Genomic DNA, 18,743 nt, shown 5'->3' on the forward strand with positions numbered 1-18,743 from the left:
TCGCCGGCATGACGAAGAGGCAGAAATGGCAGAGACTGAATTCGACGTAATCGTGATCGGCGCCGGGCCGGGCGGCTATGTGGCGGCGATCCGTGCGGCGCAGCTGGGACTGAAGACGGCCTGCGCCGAGAGCCGCGAGACTCTGGGCGGGACCTGCCTCAACGTCGGCTGCATCCCCTCCAAGGCGTTGCTTCATGCCTCCGAGCTGTTCGAGGAAGCGGCTCACGGAACGCTCGCCAAATGGGGCGTCAAGGCGAGCGGGGTCGAGCTCGACCTCGACGCCATGCACGGCGGCCGGCGCGAGGCGGTGGACGGGCTCACCAAGGGCATCGAATTCCTGTTCAAGAAGAACAAGGTGACCTGGCTGAAGGGCCGTGCGAGCTTCCAGGACAAGGGCACGCTCGAGGTCGGCGGGACCGCCTACAAGGCGAAGCATATCGTCATCGCCACCGGTTCCTCGGTCACGCCGCTGCCCGGCGTCGAGATCGACCAGGAGCGAATCGTCGATTCGACCGGCGCGCTTGAGCTTTCGAAGGTGCCGGGCCACCTGGTGGTGATCGGCGGCGGCGTGATCGGGCTTGAGCTCGGCTCGGTCTGGCGCCGGCTCGGCGCGAAGGTCACCGTCGTCGAATATCTCGACCAGATCCTGCCCGGAATGGACGGCGAGGTCCGCAAGGAAGCGGCCAAGATCTTCAAGAAGCAGGGCTTCGAGCTGCGCACCTCGACCAAGGTGACGAAGGCCGAGAAGACCGGCGACGGCGTCACGCTGACCGTCGAGCCCGCCAAGGGCGGCGAAGCGCAGACGATCGAGGCGGACGTGGTGCTGGTCGCGATCGGCCGGCGCCCGAACACCGAGGGGCTCAACCTCGAAGCGGCGGGCGTGAAGCTCAACCAGCGTGGCCAGATCGAGGTCGATCACGATTTCCGCACCGGGGTCGAGGGCATCTACGCGATCGGCGACGTGACGCCCGGCCCGATGCTCGCCCACAAGGCGGAGGACGAAGGCGTCGCGGTGGCGGAAATCCTCGCCGGCCAGATCGGCATCGTCAATCACGACGTGATCCCGTCGGTCGTCTACACCTATCCGGAAATCGCCGCCGTCGGCCTCACCGAGGAAGATGCCAAGGCGCGCGGCGAGGTGAAGGTCGGCAAGTTCCCGATGATGGCCAACAGCCGCGCCAAGACCAACCGCGACACCGACGGCTTCGTGAAGGTGGTGGCCGACGCCCGAACGGACCGCGTGCTCGGCGTCCACATCATCTCGTCGGTTGCCGGCACGATGATCGGCCAGGCCGCCCAGGCGATGGAGTTCGGCGCCACCAGCGAGGACATCGCTTATACCTGCCACGCCCACCCCACCCATTCGGAAGCGCTGAAGGAAGCGGCGATGGCGGTCACCGGCAAGCCGATCCACATCTGAGCCGCGCCGGTGTCGCTCGCTTTCATCGCGGCTGCCGCGCTGGCCGCGCAACCGCATCCGGTAGCGGAAAACTGGCGGCTGGAAGATCGGCCCGCCGAATGTCTGGCGACCCACGGCGCGGGTCTGGAGATCGCTGTGACGCCGAACTCGGGTGTCGCGGCGTTGACGGTGATCGATCCGAGCCCCGCGCTTGCGGGGGCGGCGGCGTCAGGACCACTTCAGATCGTGCTCGATTCGCCGCCGTTGCGGATCGGCGACGCCGCGTTCCAGATGTTCCAAACGGGCGGACAGAAGCGGCTCTCTCTGTTCCGCCTGCCATCTGAGCTGCTGCAGCGGATCGCAACGTCTGCGGAGCTTCGCCTGGAGCAGGGTGGATCGGCGGTCGCCGCCTTCCCGCTGGGGCCGGTCGGCGAGGCGATCGACGGGATCCGGCGCTGCGAGGAGACCCGGCTGCGGGAATGGGGCGTCGACGTCGAAGCCCTGCTGGGCCTGCAGCGCAGGCCTCATCCGCTCGTCGCGGTGCAAATCGGGGTAGACGATTATCCCACGGCGTCCCGTTCGGCTCGCGAGGAAGGGATGGTCGTCGTGCGCCTCGACCTCAATGCCGAGGGGCGGGTGCAGGAATGCGCTGTGGCGGTGGGGAGCGGCCATGCCGCGCTCGATCGCACGACCTGCCGCCTCTATCGGGCGAGGGCCCGCTACCGGCCGGCACTGGGAGCCGACGGGACTCCGGTGCCGTCGCAGACGGTGGCGCGCGCATTGTGGCGGCTGCCCTAAGGGGAGCGGCTGTGCTAGCGGGCGGCGCATGGCTCCCGTCCACCTACCCGACGCGCTCGCTCCGGCGCTGCAGTGGCTCGATTATGCCGGCATCGCCGTGTTCGCGCTGTCCGGCGCCCTGGTCGCGGCGGAGAAGAAGCAGACGCTCGTCACCTTCATCTTCTTCGCGGTGATCACCGGCGTCGGCGGCGGGACGGTGCGCGACCTGCTGATCGGCGCGCCGGTCTTCTGGATCGCCACCAACGCCTTCCTGATCATCTGCATGGCCGCCGCCCTGGTCGTGTGGATGCTGCCGAAGGGACTGTGGCGGGGCGCGTCGCTCCTGTGGCTGGATGCGGCGGGGCTCGCGGCCTATGCGACCTACGGCGCGGCCAAGGGCCTGGCCTTCGGCGTGGCGCCGCTTCCAGCGATCGCGATGGGGGTGCTGACCGGCTGCGTGGGCGGCATCATCCGCGACATCATCGCCGGCGAACCGTCGATCCTGATGCGGCCCGAACTCTACGTGACCGCCGCCGCCTTGTCGGCGGCGCTGATGGTCGGGCTGGCCGCCGCGGGCGTGCCGGGCGCGTTGGCCGGCGCGATCGCCGCGCTGGCGGGCTTCACCCTGCGCGACGCGGCGATCGCGCGGGGCTGGTCGCTCCCGGCCTATCGCAGCTGAGGCCGAAGCGGTCCCTCAGCCGTCGGTGGTACGACCGTCGAAATGGTCGTTGTCATGGTCGCGCTCGGCCTGTTCGCGGTCCTTGTGGACGGTGCCGTCCTTGTGCTCGGGCGGGCCGTAGATGGTGTAGAGCTTCAGCGGCTCCGACCCGGTGTTCACCACATTGTGGCGCGCGCCGGCGGGCACGATGACACCGAAATCGTCCTCCACCCGGTGCACCTTACCGTCGATATGGACCTCGCCCTCGCCTTCCTCGAAGCGGAAGAACTGGTCGACATCCTCGTGCACCTCTTCGCCGATGTCGCAACCGGGAGGGAGCGTCATCGCCACGAGCTGGAGGTTGCGGGCGGTGTAGAGCACCCGCCGGAAATCGGCGTTCTCCAGCGTCGCCCGCTCGATATTGTCGACATATCCCTTCTTCATGACATCTTCCTCGTTACGTCTGCGCACCGGTCTCAGGTGGGACGCGCCGCGGCAGGGTCAAGCGGCGGCGTTCGCCCCGGCAGGTAATCCCCGCCGGCGATGCCGGGTTCCGAAGGACCGGCGCGCGAAAGCGTCAGCGGCCGCCTTCCTGCAGCCGCTTGGCGAGGTCGCGGGCGCGGATCAGATGCTGGTTGATCGGTCCGGCCACGCTGTTGGCATGATCGGCCATCGCCTGATTGTCGGCGGTGGAGAGATAGCCGGTGACGAGCCCCATCGCCTTTTCATGGGCGGCGACCTGCTGGACCGTCCAGGTGCGGTCGAAATCCGCGCCGGAGAGGCCGCGCAGCGCGTCAAGGTCGCGCTGCTGGTCTTCCGACAAGCGGGGCTCGGCGGGAAGCTGGATCTGGGCCCCGGCGGCCGCCTGGCGCAGCCGCTCGGTCGACTGGCGGTGGTCCTGGAGGATCATGCGCGCAAGCTCGCGCACCTCTTCATTGTCCGCCCGCTCGATCGCGATCTCCGCGCTCTCGATCTCGAACCGGTCGCTCGCGGCGACCAGATTGGCATATTCTATCGCGTTCACCGCGGCGGGCACCGCTTCGGCCTGCATGTTGGTGACCGGCTCGCCCGGCACCACCTGCTGATCGTTCGCGGCGCCGGCATCCCCGCCGGTGCCGCAGGCGGCAAGCGCCAGCGCGCCGGCCGCGGCCGTCATCAGGGCGATCCGCATAAGCTCTCCTTCCATTGGGTCGTTCGGCCGATCAACGTGAGACGCGCCGGGCCGTTCCGCCGCCGGAACAACAGCTCTGCCGCTCCTCCTGCTACCGCCGGTCGACGACCAGCCGGCCGCCCTTGATCACCACCGGCACGCTTTCGAGAAGGCTGATGTCGCGCAGCGGATCGCCGTCCACGGCGATCATGTCGCCGAACCGGCCGGGGGCGATCGCGCCCAGGTCGGCGGTGCGGGCCAGCGCTTCGGCGGCGTTGGCGGTCGCGGCCTGGATCGCCTGCATCGGCGTCATCCCGAACTGCACCATCCGCGCGAACTGGCGGCCGCCGGTGCCGTGCGGATAGACCCCCGCGTCGGACCCGAAGACGTGGCGCGCGCCGAGTTCCACCGAGCGGCGGAAGCTCTCGCGCTGGCGGGTGCCGACCTGCCGTTCCTTCTCCAGATTCTCCGGAAGGACGTTGTTCCGCTCCCCCTCGGCCAGCGTATATTCGGTGTTGTAGATGTCCATCGACAGGAAGGTCCCGCGGCGGATCGCCATCCGGATCGCCTCGTCGTCCAGGAAGCTGGCATGTTCGATGGTGGTGAAGCCCGCCTCGATCGCGGCCTTGATCCCTTCCGTGCCGTGGGCGTGGGCGGCGGTGGTCATGCCCAGCTGGCGCGCCTCGGCGACGATCGCGCTCAGCTCCTCCAGCGTCAGCTGCTGCTGGCCGACGCCGGTGTTGCGGGAAAAGACGCCGCCGGTCGCGCAGGCCTTGATCACCTCGGCGCCATATTTGCGCTGCTCGCGGGCGCGGCTGCGCAGCGCCTGCGGTCCGTCGGCGACGCCGCCGCGGGTCGCCTGGTAGGAGGGAGGCAGGAGGTTGTTGTCGCAATGGCCGCCGGTCGCGCCCAGGCTGTGGCCGGCGGGCACGATGCGCGGGCCTTCGATGATCCCTTCCTCGATCGCTTCCTTGATGCCGACATCGGAGAAGTCGCGCGATCCGACGTTGCGGATGGTGGTGAAGCCCGCCTCCAGCATCGCGCGCGCATTGGCGACGCCCTGCGCCGTCCAGAAATGGTCGGTGAAGCGCAGCCGCGTATAGCCGCCGTAGCGCGGATTGCTGTCGAGATGGACGTGCATGTCGATGAGGCCGGGGAGGAGGGTCTTGCCCGGCAGGTCGATGCGGGTCGCGCCTTCGGGGATGACCGGGCGGGCCGCGCCTTCGCCGACTACCGAGACGATGCGGCCGTCGGTGATCACCACCACCGGCCGCTCGACCGTGCGGCCGGCGAGCACGTCCACCAACCGGTCGGCCGTCACCACCACCGTCTCGGCGGAAGCGGGCGCGGTGGCGAGCGCGGCGATGGCGATGGAACAGGCGGCGAAGAGCTTGCGCATGGGAAAAGGGCTCCGATGGGGCTGTCGTCGCGAACGGTTAGCCGCCCGGCGCGGCCGCCGCCAGAGGCTTCGCTCGCGCCGCGGGCGCGCGCCCGCTTGCAAACTTCCCCCGTTGACCCATATCCCTCCGGCGGTTATAGGCCGCCTCGCCCGGGGCTGGTGGTGGCTTGTGCAAGCCAGACGCTTCCTCACAGGGCACAGAGCTTGAACATTGCTGTGCGCTCGCAAAAGGCCTGGGGGGCCAGTCTGGCCGCCGGGTCCTTTGCGCATTTTGCGTGACAGTAAAGTAACTTAAGGAAGTGAAGGGCTTCATGCCGACGATCAATCAGCTGATCCGCAAGGGTCGCGAGCCGCAGAAGGCGCGCTCGAAGGTTCCCGCGATGGAAGCGAACCCGCAGAAGCGCGGCGTTTGCACCCGCGTCTACACGACGACCCCGAAGAAGCCGAACTCGGCGCTGCGCAAGGTGGCCAAGGTGCGCCTGACCAACCAGCGCGAAGTGATCAGCTACATCCCCGGCGAGGGCCACAATCTTCAGGAGCACAGCGTCGTCCTGATCCGCGGCGGCCGTGTGCGCGACCTTCCGGGCGTGCGCTACCACGTGCTGCGCGGCGTTCTCGACACGCAGGGCGTCAAGGACCGCAAGCAGAGCCGCTCGAAGTACGGCGCCAAGCGTCCGAAGTAAGTCAGCGCGTCGTCCCGGCGAAGGCCGGGACCTCGGGGAGAGGGGTCGAGCCTTTCACCCGACGAGACCCCGGCCTTCGCCGGGGTGACGATCAAGAACAGTAAGCCCCGGACGGGTTCCGGACCAGGCTGAAGCATAAAGGAAGAGAAGAATGTCTCGTCGTCGCCGTCCCGAAAAGCGTGAAATCCTCCCCGATCCGAAGTTCGGGGACGTCGTGCTGTCGAAGTTCATGAATTCCGTCATGCTCGACGGCAAGAAGTCCGTCGCCGAAGGCATCGTCTATGGCGCGCTCGACAATGTCGAAGCCCGCGCCAAGAAGGACCCGCTGCAGGTGTTCCACGATGCGCTGAACAACGTGAAGCCGGGCATCGAAGTCCGCTCGCGGCGCGTCGGCGGCGCCACCTACCAGGTGCCGGTCGAGGTCCGCACCGAGCGCGCCCAGGCGCTCGCCATCCGCTGGCTGATCAGCGCCGCCCGCGCGCGCAGCGAGAAGACGATGGCCGGCCGTCTCTCGGGCGAGCTGCTCGACGCGTCGAACAATCGCGGCAACGCGGTCAAGAAGCGCGAGGACACGCACCGGATGGCCGAAGCCAACCGCGCCTTCTCGCATTACCGCTGGTAACAACTTAACGCCGGGCCGGACGCCCGGCCTGGAGACAAGATCATGGCCCGCAGCCATCCGCTCGAGCGCTACCGCAACATCGGCATCATGGCCCACATCGATGCCGGCAAGACGACGACGACCGAGCGCATCCTTTATTATACCGGCAAGTCCTACAAGATCGGCGAGGTCCATGAGGGCACCGCCACCATGGACTGGATGGAGCAGGAGCAGGAGCGCGGCATCACGATCACGTCGGCCGCGACGACCTGTTTCTGGAACGATCACCGGATCAACATCATCGACACGCCGGGCCACGTCGACTTCACCATCGAGGTGGAGCGTTCGCTGCGCGTGCTCGACGGCGCGGTCGCCTGCTTCGACGGCGTCGCCGGCGTGGAGCCGCAGTCCGAGACGGTGTGGCGCCAGGCCGAAAAGTACAAAGTGCCGCGGATGTGCTTCGTCAACAAGCTCGACCGCACCGGCGCCAACTTCGAGATGTGCGTGAACATGATCAAGGATCGCCTCGGCGCGCGCCCGGCCGTCCTTTATCTCCCGATCGGCATCGAAGGCGGCTTCAAGGGCCTCGTCGACCTGGTCGAGAACCGCGCCATCATCTGGCTCGAGGAGAGCCTCGGCGCGAAGTTCGAATATCAGGACATCCCCGCCGACCTCGCCGACGCCGCCGCGGCAGCCCGCATGGAGCTGATCGAGATGGCCGTCGAGCAGGACGACGACATCATGGAAGCCTATCTGGGCGGCGAGGAGCCGGATGCGGCCACGCTCAAGAAGCTGATCCGCAAGGGCACCTTGAACTTCTCGTTCGTGCCGGTGCTGTGCGGCTCGGCGTTCAAGAACAAGGGCGTCCAGCCGCTGCTCGACGCCGTGGTCGACTATTTGCCGAGCCCGCTCGACATTCCGGCGGTCGAAGGCCTGAAGCTGGACGGCGAGACCCCGGACACGCGTCCGGCGGACGACAGCGCGCCGTTCTCGGCGCTCGCCTTCAAGATCATGAACGATCCGTTCGTCGGCTCGCTCACCTTCGCCCGCATCTATTCGGGCAAGCTCGAGAAGGGCACCGTCCTCAACACGGTGAAGGACAAGAAGGAAAAGATCGGCCGCATGCTGCTGATGCATGCCAACAGCCGTGAGGACATCGATGAAGCCTATGCCGGCGACATCGTTGCCATCGCGGGCCTCAAGGACACGACGACGGGCGACACCCTGTCGGCGCCGAACGCGCCGATCATCCTGGAGCGGATGGAGTTCCCGGATCCGGTGATCGAGCTCAGCGTCGAGCCGAAGACCAAGGCCGACCAGGAGAAGATGGGCATCGCCCTCAACCGCCTGGCCGCCGAGGATCCGAGCTTCCGCGTCTCGACCGACCACGAATCGGGTCAGACCATCATCAAGGGGATGGGCGAGCTCCACCTCGAGATCCTGGTCGACCGCATGAAGCGCGAGTTCAAGGTCGACGCCAATGTCGGCGCGCCGCAGGTCGCCTATCGCGAATATCTGAAGAAGCCGGTCGAGCTCACCTACACCCACAAGAAGCAGTCGGGCGGCTCCGGCCAGTTCGGCGAAGTAAAGGTTCAGGTGAAGCCGGGCGAGCGCGGTTCGGGCTTCCAGTTCTTCGACGAGATCAAGGGCGGCAACATTCCGCGCGAATATATCCCGTCGGTGGAAAAGGGCATGCGCGAGACGGCCGAGACCGGATCGCTGATCGGCTTCCCGATCATCGACTTCGAGGTGCACCTGATCGACGGCAAGTATCACGACGTCGACTCTTCGGCGCTCGCGTTCGAGATCTGCGCCCGCGGCGCCATGCGCGAAGCCGCCCAGAAGGCCGGCATCACGCTGCTCGAGCCGATCATGAAGGTCGAAGTGGTGACGCCGGAGGATTATCTGGGCGACGTCATCGGCGACATCAACAGCCGCCGCGGCCAGATCCAAGGCACCGACAGCCGGGGCAATGCCCAGGTGGTCGAAGCCATGGTCCCGCTCGCCAACATGTTCGGCTACGTGAACGAGCTGCGGTCCTTCACCCAGGGCCGCGCCCAGTACACGATGCAGTTCTCGCACTATGACGAAGTGCCGCAGAACGTCGCCGACGAGGTGAAGGCGAAGCTGGCGTAAGCGGGAGAAAGCCGCTAGGTGCGGCCACCTCCCGGTGATTCACCAGAGTTTCGATCCAGCCGCCGTCGGGCGGGGGCGGTCGAGGGAATTTTGAGAAGAAGGTAGGACAACAATGGCGAAAGCTAAGTTTGAGCGGACGAAACCGCATTGCAACATCGGCACCATCGGTCACGTCGACCATGGCAAGACGTCGCTCACCGCGGCGATCACCAAGGTCCTCGCCGAAACGGGCGGCGCGACCTTCACCAGCTACGACAATATCGACAAGGCGCCGGAAGAGCGCGAGCGCGGCATCACCATTTCGACCGCGCACGTCGAATATGAGACCGAGAACCGCCACTACGCCCACGTCGATTGCCCGGGCCACGCCGACTATGTGAAGAACATGATCACCGGCGCCGCGCAGATGGACGGCGGCATCCTGGTGGTGTCGGCCGCCGACGGCCCGATGCCGCAGACCCGCGAGCACATCCTGCTCGCCCGCCAGGTCGGCGTTCCGGCGCTGGTCGTGTTCATGAACAAGGTCGACCAGGTCGACGACGAGGAGCTGCTGGAGCTCGTCGAGCTCGAGATCCGCGAGCTGCTTTCGTCCTACGACTTCCCGGGCGACGACATCCCGGTCATCAAGGGTTCGGCGCTCGCCGCCCTCGAGGACAGCGACCGCAAGATCGGGCATGACGCGATCCTGGAGCTGATGCAGGCCGTCGACAGCTACATCCCGCAGCCGGAGCGTCCGCTCGACCGTCCGTTCCTGATGCCGATCGAAGACGTGTTCTCGATCTCGGGCCGCGGCACCGTCGTGACCGGCCGCGTCGAGACCGGTATCGTCAAGGTGGGCGAGGAAGTCGAGATCGTCGGCATCAAGGACACCCAGAAGACCGTCGTCACCGGCGTCGAGATGTTCCGCAAGCTGCTCGATCAGGGCCAGGCGGGCGACAATATCGGCGCGCTGCTGCGCGGCGTCGGCCGTGACGAGGTGGAGCGTGGCCAGGTTCTGGCCAAGCCGGGCTCGATCACGCCGCACACCGACTTCCAGGCCGAGGTCTATGTCCTCTCGAAGGACGAAGGCGGCCGTCACACGCCGTTCTTCGCCAACTACCGTCCGCAGTTCTACTTCCGCACGACCGACGTGACGGGCGAAGTGGTCCTGCCGGAAGGCACCGAGATGGTGATGCCGGGCGACAACGTGCAGCTGCAGGTCAAGCTCATCGCGCCGATCGCGATGGACCAGGGTCTGCGCTTCGCCATCCGTGAAGGCGGCCGGACCGTCGGCGCGGGGGTTGTCGCCGAGATCACGAAGTAATATAGGGCACGGGCCGCGCGGCTCCCCAGGGATTCGCGCGGCCCGCCGAATTTGTCAGCGTCATCCCGTCGAAAGCCGGGATATCGTCGGGTGAAAGGCGCGAGCCTTTCCGCATCGAGGCCCCGGCCCGCGCCGGGGCGACGCGTTTCGTAAGGTATTTGTTTCGCTCCTTCGGGGGCTTGGCTCTTTCGCATCGGTAAATGGACATGGAAACGCAGAATATCCGGATTCGCCTGAAGGCGTTCGATCATCGTGTGCTCGATCAGGCCACGGGCGACATTGCCGACACCGCTCGGCGCACCGGCGCTCTTATTCGCGGGCCCATTCCGCTGCCGACGCGTATCGAGAAGTTCACCGTCAACCGTTCGCCCCATGTCGACAAGAAGTCGCGCGAGCAGTTCGAGGTGCGCACCTACAAGCGCCTGCTGGACATCGTTCAGCCGACGCCGCAGACGGTCGACGCGCTGATGAAGCTCGATCTCGCCGCGGGTGTTGATGTTGAGATCAAGCTGGCCTAAGGAGCCGGCACGCCGAGGAAATTCGGCAAACGCGTCGTCCCGGCGAAGGCCGGGATCTCGTCGGAAAGGACCCAGCGTCTTTCCGACCTGAGGCCCCGGCCTTCGCCGGGGCGACGAAGGATACAGGGATACCGCACGGCTTCTGCCGTGGCCTGCGTCCCCCGCATTCCCCGCCTCGGCGAGGAAATTAGCCCAGCGGGGCACGCATATTTTTTGGGCTAGCACGCCCCCGGAGATCGTCTTCGGGGGCCTCTGTCATGAGGAGTTTGGTCATGCGCACCGGCGTGATCGCGAAGAAAATGGGGATGACCCGCATATTCCAGGACGATGGGCGCCACGTGCCCGTCACCGTCCTGGCGCTCGACAATGTCCAGGTGGTCGCCCGCCGTGAGATCGACCGCGACGGCTATGCCGCCGTGCAGCTCGGCGCCGGCACCGCCAAGGCGAAGAACCTCACCAAGCCGGAGCGCGGCCATTTCGCCAAGGGCGAAGTGGAGCCCAAGGCGAAGGTCGTCGAATTCCGCGTCGCCGAGGATGCGCTCCTCGACGTCGGCGCCGAGCTGTCGGCCGACCATTTCGTCGCCGGCCAGTATGTCGACATCCAGGGCGTGACGCAGGGCAAGGGCTTTGCCGGCGCGATGAAGCGCTGGGGCTTCGGCGGCATGCGCGCCACCCACGGCGTCTCCATCTCGCACCGTGCCCACGGTTCGACCGGTCAGCGCCAGGATCCGGGCCGCGTCTTCAAGAACAAGAAGATGGCCGGCCACATGGGCGCCCGCAACCGCACCCAGCAGAATCTCGAGGTCGTGCGCACCGACGCCGACCGCGGCCTCATCTTCGTCAAGGGCTCGGTGCCGGGCCACAAGGGCAGCTGGCTGCTCGTCAAGGACGCGGTAAAGGTCACCCGCCCCGAAGGCGCCCCCTATCCGGCCGGCATCCGCCAGGCCGCCAATGCCAACGAAGCTCCCGCTGAGACGCCGGCCGAAGCCGCCGCTCCGGAAGCCACCGAAGCCCAGGAAGGCTAAACGATGAAGGTCAAGGTTCAGACCCTCGACGCCACGGGTAAGGGCGACATCGAGCTCAACGAGGCCGTGTTCGGCGTCGAGCCGCGCGCCGACATCCTGCACCGCGTCGTAACCTGGCAGCTCGAGAAGCGCCGCGGCACCGCCCGCGCCGCCCGCGAACGCAGCGACGTCGCCCGCACCGGCAAGAAGTTCGGCCGCCAGAAGGGCGGCGGCACCGCCCGTCACGGCGACCGGCGCGCCCCGATCTTCATCGGCGGCGGCAAGGCGCACGGACCCCGCGTTCGCGACTTCAACCCGTCGCTGAACAAGAAGGTTCGCGCGCTCGGTCTCAAGATGGCGCTCTCGGCCAAGGCCCGCGACGGCCAGCTGATCGTCATGGAGAATCTCGACGTCACGGAAGCCAAGACCAAGGCGCTCAAGGAGCGGCTCGGCAAGCTCGGCTTCGGCAAGACGGCGCTGGTGATCGACGGCGAGGCGCTCAACGTCGGCTTCGCCCAGGCGTCGTCCAACCTCCGCGAGATCAACCTTCTCCCGGCGGTCGGCGCCAATGTTTACGACATCCTGCGGCACGAGACGCTGGTTCTGACCCGCGCGGCCGTCGAAAGCCTGGAGGCGCGGTTCAATGGCTAAGAAGAAGCAGCAGGCGGTCGACATCAACCATTACGATGTCGTGCTCGCCCCCCACATCACCGAGAAGACGACCCTGCTCTCCGAGCACAATGCGGTCGTGTTCAAGGTGGCGGGCGATGCCACCAAGCCGCAGATCAAGGCGGCGGTCGAGGCGCTGTTCGGCGTCAACGTGACCGGCGTCAACACCCTCACCCAGAAGGGCAAGACCAAGCGCTGGAAGGGTCGTCCCTATCAGCGTTCGGACATGAAGAAGGCGATCGTGACGCTGGCCGAAGGCCAGACCATCGACGTCACCACCGGTATCTGAGGCGCGAGCGATGGCACTCAAGCAATATAACCCGACCAGCCCCGCGCAGCGCGGCCTGATCCTCGTCGACAAGTCGGCGCTTTGGAAGGGCAAGCCCGTCAAGGCGCTGACCGAAGGCAAGAAGAAGACCGGCGGTCGCAACAACAAGGGCCATGTGACCTCGCGCGGCATCGCCGGCGGCCACAAGCAGCGCTACCGCTTCATCGACTTCAAGCGTCGCAAGTGGGACGTTCCGGCCACCGTCGAGCGGCTGGAATATGATCCCAACCGCACCGCCTTCATCGCGCTGGTGCGCTACGAGGATGGCGAGCAGGCCTATATCATCGCGCCGCAGCGGCTCGCGCCGGGCGACACGATCGTCGCCGGCCGCAAGGTCGACGTGAAGCCGGGCAACGCCATGGAGCTGGGCCAGATGCCGGTCGGCACCATCGTCCACAATGTGGAGATGAAGCCGGGCAAGGGCGGCCAGATCGCGCGTTCGGCGGGCACCTATGTCCAGGTGGTCGGCCGCGACCGCGGGATGGTGATCGTCAGGCTCAATTCAGGTGAGCAGCGCTATATCCGTTCGGACTGCATGGGCACCGTCGGTGCCGTGTCGAACCCGGACAACCAGAACCAGAACTTCGCGAAGGCCGGCCGCAGCCGCTGGATGGGCCGCCGTCCGCTGACCCGCGGCGTTGCGAAGAACCCGGTCGACCACCCGCACGGCGGCGGCGAAGGCCGCACCTCGGGCGGCCGTCACCCGGTCACCCCCTGGGGCAAGCCGACCAAGGGTGCGCGCACCCGCAACAACAAGGCGACGGACAAGATGATCATCCGTTCGCGCCACGCGAAGAAGAAGAGGTAACAATGGCCCGCTCCGTCTGGAAAGGTCCGTTCGTCGAGCTCAGCCTTCTGAAGAAGGCCGAAGCCGCGCAGGAAGCCGGTGGCCGCGCGCCGATCAAGACCTGGTCGCGCCGCTCCACGATCCTGCCGCAGTTCGTCGGGTTGACGTTCAACGTCTACAACGGCCGTAAATTCATCCCGGTCTCGGTCAACGAGGACATGGTCGGCATGAAGCTGGGCGAGTTCGCTCCCACCCGCTTCTTCCCGGGCCACGCCGCCGACAAGAAGGGCAAGAGGTAAGCCATGGGCAAGCAGGCAGCTCCCCGCCGCGTGGCGGACAATGAAGCGCTCGCCGTCGGCACGATGATCCGTGGCTCGGCGCAGAAGCTCAACCTGGTCGCGGGCCTGATCCGCGGCCGCAAGGTCGAGGAAGCGCTCAACATCCTCTCCTTCTCCAAGAAGGCGATGGCGGTCGACGTGCGCAAGGTGCTCGCGTCCGCGGTCGCCAATGCCGAGAACAACCACAATCTCGACGTCGACAGCCTGGTCGTCGCCGAGGCGTCGGTCGGCAAGAGCATCTCGATGAAGCGCTGGACGCCGCGTGCCCGCGGCCGTTCGGCCCGCATCGTCAAACCGTTCAGCCGCGTGCGCATCGTCGTGCGCGAGGCCAGCCAGGAAGCGTAACCCATGGGTCAGAAATCCTCTCCGATCGGGCTCCGCCTGCAGATCAACCGGACCTGGGACAGCCGCTGGTTCGCCGAAGGCGACGATTACGGCCGGCTGCTGCTCGAGGACCTGAAGATCCGCACCTTCATCATGAAGGCGCTGCCGCAGGCCGCGATCTCCAAGGTCGTGATCGAGCGTCCGGCGAAGCTGTGCCGCGTCTCCATCTATGCCGCGCGCCCCGGCGTGATCATCGGCAAGAAGGGCGCGGACATCGAAAAGCTCCGGAAGCAGCTCTCCGCGATGACCTCCAGCGACGTGTCGCTGAACATCGTCGAGATCCGCAAGCCCGAGATCGACGCCAAGCTCGTCGCCCAGGGCGTCGCCGACCAGCTGGAGCGCCGCGTGGCGTTCCGCCGGGCGATGAAGCGCGCGGTTCAGTCCGCTCTCCGCCTCGGCGCCGAGGGCATCCGCATCACCTGCGCCGGCCGTCTCGGCGGCGCGGAGATCGCGCGCACCGAATGGTATCGCGAGGGCCGCGTGCCGCTGCACACGCTGCGCGGCAACGTCGATTATGCCGAGGCGACCGCCCACACCGCTTATGGCGTGTGCGGCGTCAAGGTTTGGATCTTCAAGGGCGAGATCCTCGGTCACGACCCGCTCGCACAGGATCGGCTGATGATGGAGGCTCAGACCTCCGGCGTCCGCCCGGCGCGTTAAGGAACAAAAGAAATGCTGCAACCGAAACGCACCAAGTTCCGCAAGGCCTTCAAGGGCCGCATCCATGGCGACGCCAAGGGCGGCACGGCGCTCAATTTCGGCGCCTATGGCCTGAAGGCGATGGAGCCGGAGCGGATCACCGCGCGGCAGATCGAAGCGGCCCGCCGCGCGATCACCCGCCACATCCGCCGTCAGGGCCGCTTGTGGATCCGCATCTTCCCGGATGTGCCCGTCTCGTCGAAGCCGGCCGAGGTCCGCATGGGCTCGGGCAAGGGCTCGCCGGAGCATTGGGTCGCCCGCGTGAAGCCGGGCCGCGTCCTGTTCGAGCTGGACGGCGTCCCCGGCCCGCTCGCCAAGACCGCCTTCGAGCGCGCGGCCGAGAAGCTTCCGATCAAGACGAAAGTGATCGCCCGGCTGGGCGAGTCGCTGCTCGAGGACGAATAAGATGGCCAAGATCGACGATCTCAAGACCCGCACCGACGACCAGCTGACCGACGAGCTGGCGCAGCTGAAGCGCGAGCAGTTCAACCTGCGCTTCCAGGCCGCCACCAACCAGCTCGAGAAGCCGTCGCGGATCCGCGAGGTGCGCCGCACCATCGCCCAGATCAAGACGCTGCAGAACGAGCGCGCCCGCGCCGCTCAGGCCCAGGGCTAAGGAGTAACAGAGATGCCGAAGCGCGTTCTCACCGGCACCGTGGTGTCGGACAAGACGGACAAGACCGTGGTGGTCAAGGTCGAGCGGCGGGTGAAGCACCCGCTCTACGGCAAGATCATCAAGCTGTCGAAGAAGTATCACGCCCATGACGAGGGCAACGAGTATCGCGAAGGCGAGACCGTCCGCATCGAGGAGACGCGGCCGATCTCGAAGCTGAAGACCTGGACCGTGGTCGGGCGCGTCAACATGCACGCCACCCCGGAAGAGACCAGGGCCGAGGCCGAAGCCGCCGAGAAGGCGGACGCGTAAGTTCCCGGCCCTGCCGGTTTTTAGAAGCTGATCGCCGGGCGCGTCCCGGTTGAAGTGAAAGAAGGAATGGATCGATGATCCAGATGCAGTCGAACCTCGACGTCGCCGACAACAGCGGCGCTAAGCGCGTCCAGTGCATCAAGGTGCTGGGCGGCTCCAAGCGGCGCTTCGCGGGCGTCGGCGACATCATCGTCGTTTCCGTCAAGGAAGCGGCGCCGCGCGGCCGCGTGAAGAAGGGCGACGTCCACAAGGCCGTCATCGTCCGCACCGCCAAGGACATCCACCGCCCCGACGGTTCGACGATCCGCTTCGATTCGAACGCGGCCGTCCTCGTCAACAACAACCAGGAGCCGATCGGCACCCGCATCTTCGGGCCGGTCGTCCGCGAACTGCGCGCGAAGAAGCATATGAAGATCATCTCCCTCGCGCCGGAGGTCTTGTAAGGTCATGGCTGCTGCGAAGATCAAGAAAGGCGACAAGGTCGTCGTCCTGTCCGGCAAGGACAAGGGCAAGCATGGCGAGGTCGTCCGCGCCTTGCCTAAGGAAGGCAAGGTCGTGGTGTCGGGCGTGAACGTGATCACCCGCCACCGCAAGGCGAGCCAGGCCAACCCGCAGGGCGGGCTCGAGAGGAAGGAAGCGCCGCTTCACGTGTCGAAGGTGGCGATCGAGGATCCGAAGACCGGCAAGCCGACGCGCGTCCGGTTCGAGGTCCGCGACGGCAACAAGGTCCGCGTCGCAGTGCGGTCCGGGGAGACGATCAATGGCTGAGGCCAAATACACGCCGCGCCTGAAGCGCGACTATGATGAGCGCATCGCTCCGGCGATGATGGAGAAGTTCGGTTACAAGAACCGGATGGAGATCCCGCGGCTCGAGAAGATCGTGCTGAACATGGGCGTCGGCGAGGCGACCCAGGACAAGAAGCGCGTCGAGACCGCCGCGTCCGAGATGGAGCTGATCGCGGGCCAGAAGCCGGTGATCACCAAGGCGAAGAAGTCGATCGCCCAGTTCAAGCTGCGCGAAGGCATGCCGATCGGCGTCAAGGTCACCCTGCGCCGCGACCGGATGTACGAGTTCCTCGACCGGCTGGTCACGATCGCGCTGCCGCGCGTGCGCGACTTCCGCGGCCTCAACCCGAAGTCGTTCGACGGCCGGGGCAATTACGCGATGGGTCTTCGGGAACAGATCATCTTCCCGGAAATCAACTATGACCGCATCGACAAGGTGCGCGGCATGGACATCATCGTCACCACCACCGCGAAGACGGACGAGGAAGCGCGCGAGCTGCTGCGCCTCTTCAACTTCCCCTTCCCGGCCGAACAGGATCAGAAGCAGGCGGCCTGAGGCCGGCCTGCTCCTCGAGAAAGGAAGAGAACTTAAGTCATGGCGAAACTGAGTTCCATCAACAAGAACGAGCGTCGCAAGAAGCTGGTGAAGAAATATGCCGGCCAATATGCGAAGCTGAAGGCGATCGCGGACGACGAGAGCCGCGATGAGACCGAGCGTCTGATCGCCCGGCTCAAGCTGGCCGAGATCCCGCGCAACGCGAACCCCACCCGGGTCCGCAACCGCTGCGAGGTCACCGGGCGCCCGCGCGCTTATTATCGCAAATTCCGACTGTCGCGCGTGATGCTGCGGGAACTGGGCAACAAGGGCCTGATCCCCGGTCTCACGAAGTCGAGCTGGTAAGGATATAGACCATGCCGATGACCGATCCTTTGGGTGATATGCTCACCCGCATCCGCAACGGCCAGCAGGCCCGCAAGGACAGCGTTGTGACGCCGGCCTCGAAGCTGCGCGTCCGCGTCCTCGATGTTCTGCAGCGCGAAGGCTATATTCGCGGCTACAGCGAGGAAGCGCTGGGCGCGCACCCGGGCCTGCGGATCGAGCTGAAATATTTCGAGGGCCAGCCCGCGATCCAGCATCTGTCCCGCGTGTCCAAGCCCGGCCGCCGGGTCTATTCAGGCGCGCAGGACCTGCCGCGGGTCCGCAACGGCCTTGGCATCACCATCGTCTCGACGCCGAAGGGCGTTCTGTCCGACGCGGAAGCGCGCGACCAGAATGTCGGCGGCGAGGTGCTGGCGGAGGTATTCTAATGTCACGCATCGGGAAAAGGCCGGTCGCGCTGCCGTCCGGCGTCACCGCGACCACTGAAGGCCAGACGCTGTCGGTGAAGGGGCCCAAGGGCACCCTCAGCCTCAACATGGTCGACGACATCAGCTACGAGATCGGCGACGGCGGCATTTCGGTGCAGCCGGCGAACGACACCAAGCGCGCCCGTTCCTTCTGGGGCATGCAGCGCACGCTGGTGCAGAATCTCGTGACCGGCGTCACCGAAGGCTTCACCAAGACGCTGGAGATCACCGGCGTCGGCTACCGCGCCGCGGTCCAGGGCAAGAACCTGCGCCTGCAGCTCGGCTTCAGCCACGACGTCAACATCGAGGTGCCGGAAGGCATCGAGATCAAGACGCCGGACCAGACCACGGTGGAGATTTCGGGCATCGACCGGCAGAAGGTCGGCCAGGTGGCCGCCGAGATTCGCCGGTGGCGCAAGCCGGAGCCCTATAAGGGCAAGGGCATCAAGTATCGCGGCGAGTATATCTTCCGCAAAGAAGGCAAGAAGAAGTAAGCCATGGCGAAACTCTCTCTCTTCGACCGGCGCCGCCAGCGCGTCCGGACCTCGCTCCGCAAGCGCGCGGGCGGTCGTCCGCGCCTGTCCGTGCACCGTTCCGGCCGGCACATCTACGCCCAGGTCATCGACGATGCCGAAGGCCGCACCGTGGCCTCCGCCTCGACGCTGGAGAAGGACGTGCGCGACCAGACCGGCGCGACCGTCGCCTCCGCGCAGGACGTGGGCCGGCGGATCGCCGAGCGCGCCAAGGCCGCGGGTGTCACCACCGTCGTGTTCGATCGCGGCGGCTTCCTGTTCCACGGCCGCGTGAAGGCCCTCGCCGATGCCGCCCGCGAGGGCGGACTGGAGTTCTAAG

At 66.6% G+C, this 18,743-nt stretch carries 28 protein-coding genes; 25 read left to right on the forward strand and 3 right to left on the reverse strand.

The features are described 5' to 3' along the window. Positions 1-25 precede the first annotated feature (25 nt). Genes lpdA through ACK4K7_RS13205 form a run of 3 tightly spaced genes read left to right on the forward strand, consistent with a single transcriptional unit; the run spans position 26 to position 2,855 of the window. Positions 26-1,420 (forward strand): dihydrolipoyl dehydrogenase, encoded by a 1,395-nt coding sequence (lpdA, locus tag ACK4K7_RS13195; RefSeq protein WP_431866674.1) that lies wholly within the window; start codon positions 26-28, stop codon positions 1,418-1,420. Positions 1,421-1,429: 9 nt separating this feature from the next. Continuing rightward, positions 1,430-2,197: a TonB family protein gene (locus ACK4K7_RS13200; RefSeq protein ID WP_431866676.1), complete on the forward strand. Its 768-nt coding sequence runs from the start codon at positions 1,430-1,432 to the stop codon at positions 2,195-2,197. Positions 2,198-2,225: 28 nt separating this feature from the next. Continuing rightward, positions 2,226-2,855 (forward strand): trimeric intracellular cation channel family protein, encoded by a 630-nt coding sequence (locus tag ACK4K7_RS13205; protein ID WP_431866678.1) that lies wholly within the window; start codon positions 2,226-2,228, stop codon positions 2,853-2,855. Between the two features lie 15 nt (positions 2,856-2,870). Here ACK4K7_RS13205 and ACK4K7_RS13210 read toward each other — a convergent pair whose 3' ends face one another. From ACK4K7_RS13210 to ACK4K7_RS13220, 3 genes are all read right to left on the reverse strand, one after another. After that, positions 2,871-3,278, reverse strand: coding sequence for a cupin domain-containing protein (locus tag ACK4K7_RS13210; RefSeq protein WP_431866680.1), 408 nt, complete (start codon positions 3,276-3,278; stop codon positions 2,871-2,873). A 133-nt stretch (positions 3,279-3,411) separates the two neighbouring features. Then, the gene (locus ACK4K7_RS13215; RefSeq protein WP_431866682.1) at positions 3,412-4,005 is read right to left on the reverse strand and encodes a DUF4142 domain-containing protein; all 594 of its coding nucleotides are present in this window, start codon (positions 4,003-4,005) and stop codon (positions 3,412-3,414) included. Between the two features lie 91 nt (positions 4,006-4,096). Beyond that, the gene (locus tag ACK4K7_RS13220) at positions 4,097-5,383 is read right to left on the reverse strand and encodes an amidohydrolase family protein (RefSeq protein WP_431866684.1); all 1,287 of its coding nucleotides are present in this window, start codon (positions 5,381-5,383) and stop codon (positions 4,097-4,099) included. A gap of 311 nt (positions 5,384-5,694) precedes the next feature. On the opposite strand from ACK4K7_RS13220, the gene rpsL reads away from it, so the two are divergent. The 22 genes from rpsL (at position 5,695) to rplR (ending at position 18,742) form a co-directional block, all read left to right on the forward strand. Next, positions 5,695-6,066, forward strand: coding sequence for a 30S ribosomal protein S12 (gene rpsL, locus ACK4K7_RS13225; RefSeq protein ID WP_106639566.1), 372 nt, complete (start codon positions 5,695-5,697; stop codon positions 6,064-6,066). Between the two features lie 151 nt (positions 6,067-6,217). Further along, positions 6,218-6,688, forward strand: coding sequence for a 30S ribosomal protein S7 (gene rpsG, locus ACK4K7_RS13230; protein ID WP_431866685.1), 471 nt, complete (start codon positions 6,218-6,220; stop codon positions 6,686-6,688). Positions 6,689-6,730: 42 nt separating this feature from the next. Beyond that, the gene (gene fusA / locus ACK4K7_RS13235; RefSeq protein ID WP_431866687.1) at positions 6,731-8,803 is read left to right on the forward strand and encodes an elongation factor G; all 2,073 of its coding nucleotides are present in this window, start codon (positions 6,731-6,733) and stop codon (positions 8,801-8,803) included. A gap of 112 nt (positions 8,804-8,915) precedes the next feature. Then, a complete protein-coding gene (gene tuf / locus ACK4K7_RS13240; RefSeq protein ID WP_431866689.1) occupies positions 8,916-10,106 on the forward strand; it encodes an elongation factor Tu in 1,191 nt (396 codons plus the stop codon). Between the two features lie 206 nt (positions 10,107-10,312). Further along, a complete protein-coding gene (gene rpsJ, locus ACK4K7_RS13245) occupies positions 10,313-10,624 on the forward strand; it encodes a 30S ribosomal protein S10 (protein WP_028969184.1) in 312 nt (103 codons plus the stop codon). 272 nt (positions 10,625-10,896) lie between these two features. Continuing rightward, complete coding sequence (gene rplC, locus ACK4K7_RS13250) at positions 10,897-11,649, forward strand: 50S ribosomal protein L3 (RefSeq protein WP_431866796.1); 753 nt, start codon at positions 10,897-10,899, stop codon at positions 11,647-11,649. A gap of 3 nt (positions 11,650-11,652) precedes the next feature. Continuing rightward, the gene (gene rplD, locus ACK4K7_RS13255) at positions 11,653-12,279 is read left to right on the forward strand and encodes a 50S ribosomal protein L4 (protein WP_431866690.1); all 627 of its coding nucleotides are present in this window, start codon (positions 11,653-11,655) and stop codon (positions 12,277-12,279) included. Then, complete coding sequence (locus ACK4K7_RS13260) at positions 12,272-12,586, forward strand: 50S ribosomal protein L23 (RefSeq protein ID WP_431866693.1); 315 nt, start codon at positions 12,272-12,274, stop codon at positions 12,584-12,586. The genes rplD and ACK4K7_RS13260 overlap by 8 nt, the downstream gene beginning before the upstream one ends. A gap of 10 nt (positions 12,587-12,596) precedes the next feature. Further along, entirely contained in the window at positions 12,597-13,433 is an 837-nt protein-coding gene (rplB, locus tag ACK4K7_RS13265) for a 50S ribosomal protein L2 (RefSeq protein ID WP_431866694.1), read from the forward strand. Positions 13,434-13,435: 2 nt separating this feature from the next. Next, positions 13,436-13,711 carry a 30S ribosomal protein S19 gene (gene rpsS / locus ACK4K7_RS13270; RefSeq protein ID WP_431866695.1) on the forward strand — a complete coding sequence of 92 codons (276 nt, stop codon included), beginning with the start codon at positions 13,436-13,438 and terminating at the stop codon, positions 13,709-13,711. A 3-nt stretch (positions 13,712-13,714) separates the two neighbouring features. Continuing rightward, positions 13,715-14,095 carry a 50S ribosomal protein L22 gene (rplV, locus tag ACK4K7_RS13275; protein WP_431866697.1) on the forward strand — a complete coding sequence of 127 codons (381 nt, stop codon included), beginning with the start codon at positions 13,715-13,717 and terminating at the stop codon, positions 14,093-14,095. Between the two features lie 3 nt (positions 14,096-14,098). Next, positions 14,099-14,794, forward strand: a complete 696-nt coding sequence (gene rpsC / locus ACK4K7_RS13280) for a 30S ribosomal protein S3 (RefSeq protein ID WP_431866699.1) — start codon at positions 14,099-14,101, stop codon at positions 14,792-14,794. A gap of 12 nt (positions 14,795-14,806) precedes the next feature. Next, positions 14,807-15,238, forward strand: coding sequence for a 50S ribosomal protein L16 (rplP, locus tag ACK4K7_RS13285; protein WP_431866701.1), 432 nt, complete (start codon positions 14,807-14,809; stop codon positions 15,236-15,238). A 1-nt stretch (position 15,239) separates the two neighbouring features. Further along, on the forward strand, positions 15,240-15,449 hold the full coding sequence (rpmC, locus tag ACK4K7_RS13290) for a 50S ribosomal protein L29 (RefSeq protein WP_431866702.1): 210 nt from the start codon (positions 15,240-15,242) through the stop codon (positions 15,447-15,449). A gap of 12 nt (positions 15,450-15,461) precedes the next feature. Then, positions 15,462-15,758, forward strand: a complete 297-nt coding sequence (gene rpsQ / locus ACK4K7_RS13295) for a 30S ribosomal protein S17 (RefSeq protein WP_431866704.1) — start codon at positions 15,462-15,464, stop codon at positions 15,756-15,758. Positions 15,759-15,832: 74 nt separating this feature from the next. Continuing rightward, positions 15,833-16,201 carry a 50S ribosomal protein L14 gene (rplN, locus tag ACK4K7_RS13300; protein WP_114954646.1) on the forward strand — a complete coding sequence of 123 codons (369 nt, stop codon included), beginning with the start codon at positions 15,833-15,835 and terminating at the stop codon, positions 16,199-16,201. A 4-nt stretch (positions 16,202-16,205) separates the two neighbouring features. Next, complete coding sequence (gene rplX, locus ACK4K7_RS13305; RefSeq protein WP_431866706.1) at positions 16,206-16,526, forward strand: 50S ribosomal protein L24; 321 nt, start codon at positions 16,206-16,208, stop codon at positions 16,524-16,526. Further along, the gene (rplE, locus tag ACK4K7_RS13310; protein ID WP_431866708.1) at positions 16,519-17,100 is read left to right on the forward strand and encodes a 50S ribosomal protein L5; all 582 of its coding nucleotides are present in this window, start codon (positions 16,519-16,521) and stop codon (positions 17,098-17,100) included. The genes rplX and rplE overlap by 8 nt, the downstream gene beginning before the upstream one ends. Positions 17,101-17,139: 39 nt before the next feature. Then, positions 17,140-17,445 carry a 30S ribosomal protein S14 gene (gene rpsN / locus ACK4K7_RS13315; protein ID WP_431866710.1) on the forward strand — a complete coding sequence of 102 codons (306 nt, stop codon included), beginning with the start codon at positions 17,140-17,142 and terminating at the stop codon, positions 17,443-17,445. A gap of 11 nt (positions 17,446-17,456) precedes the next feature. Continuing rightward, entirely contained in the window at positions 17,457-17,852 is a 396-nt protein-coding gene (rpsH, locus tag ACK4K7_RS13320; RefSeq protein ID WP_431866711.1) for a 30S ribosomal protein S8, read from the forward strand. After that, positions 17,852-18,385 carry a 50S ribosomal protein L6 gene (gene rplF / locus ACK4K7_RS13325; protein ID WP_431866713.1) on the forward strand — a complete coding sequence of 178 codons (534 nt, stop codon included), beginning with the start codon at positions 17,852-17,854 and terminating at the stop codon, positions 18,383-18,385. The genes rpsH and rplF overlap by 1 nt, the downstream gene beginning before the upstream one ends. Positions 18,386-18,388: 3 nt before the next feature. Next, complete coding sequence (rplR, locus tag ACK4K7_RS13330) at positions 18,389-18,742, forward strand: 50S ribosomal protein L18 (RefSeq protein WP_431866715.1); 354 nt, start codon at positions 18,389-18,391, stop codon at positions 18,740-18,742. The last annotated feature ends 1 nt before the right edge of the window (position 18,743 follow it).

Origin of the sequence: Allosphingosinicella sp. (assembly GCF_046295735.1) — a bacterium.
Taxonomy (GTDB): domain Bacteria; phylum Pseudomonadota; class Alphaproteobacteria; order Sphingomonadales; family Sphingomonadaceae; genus Allosphingosinicella.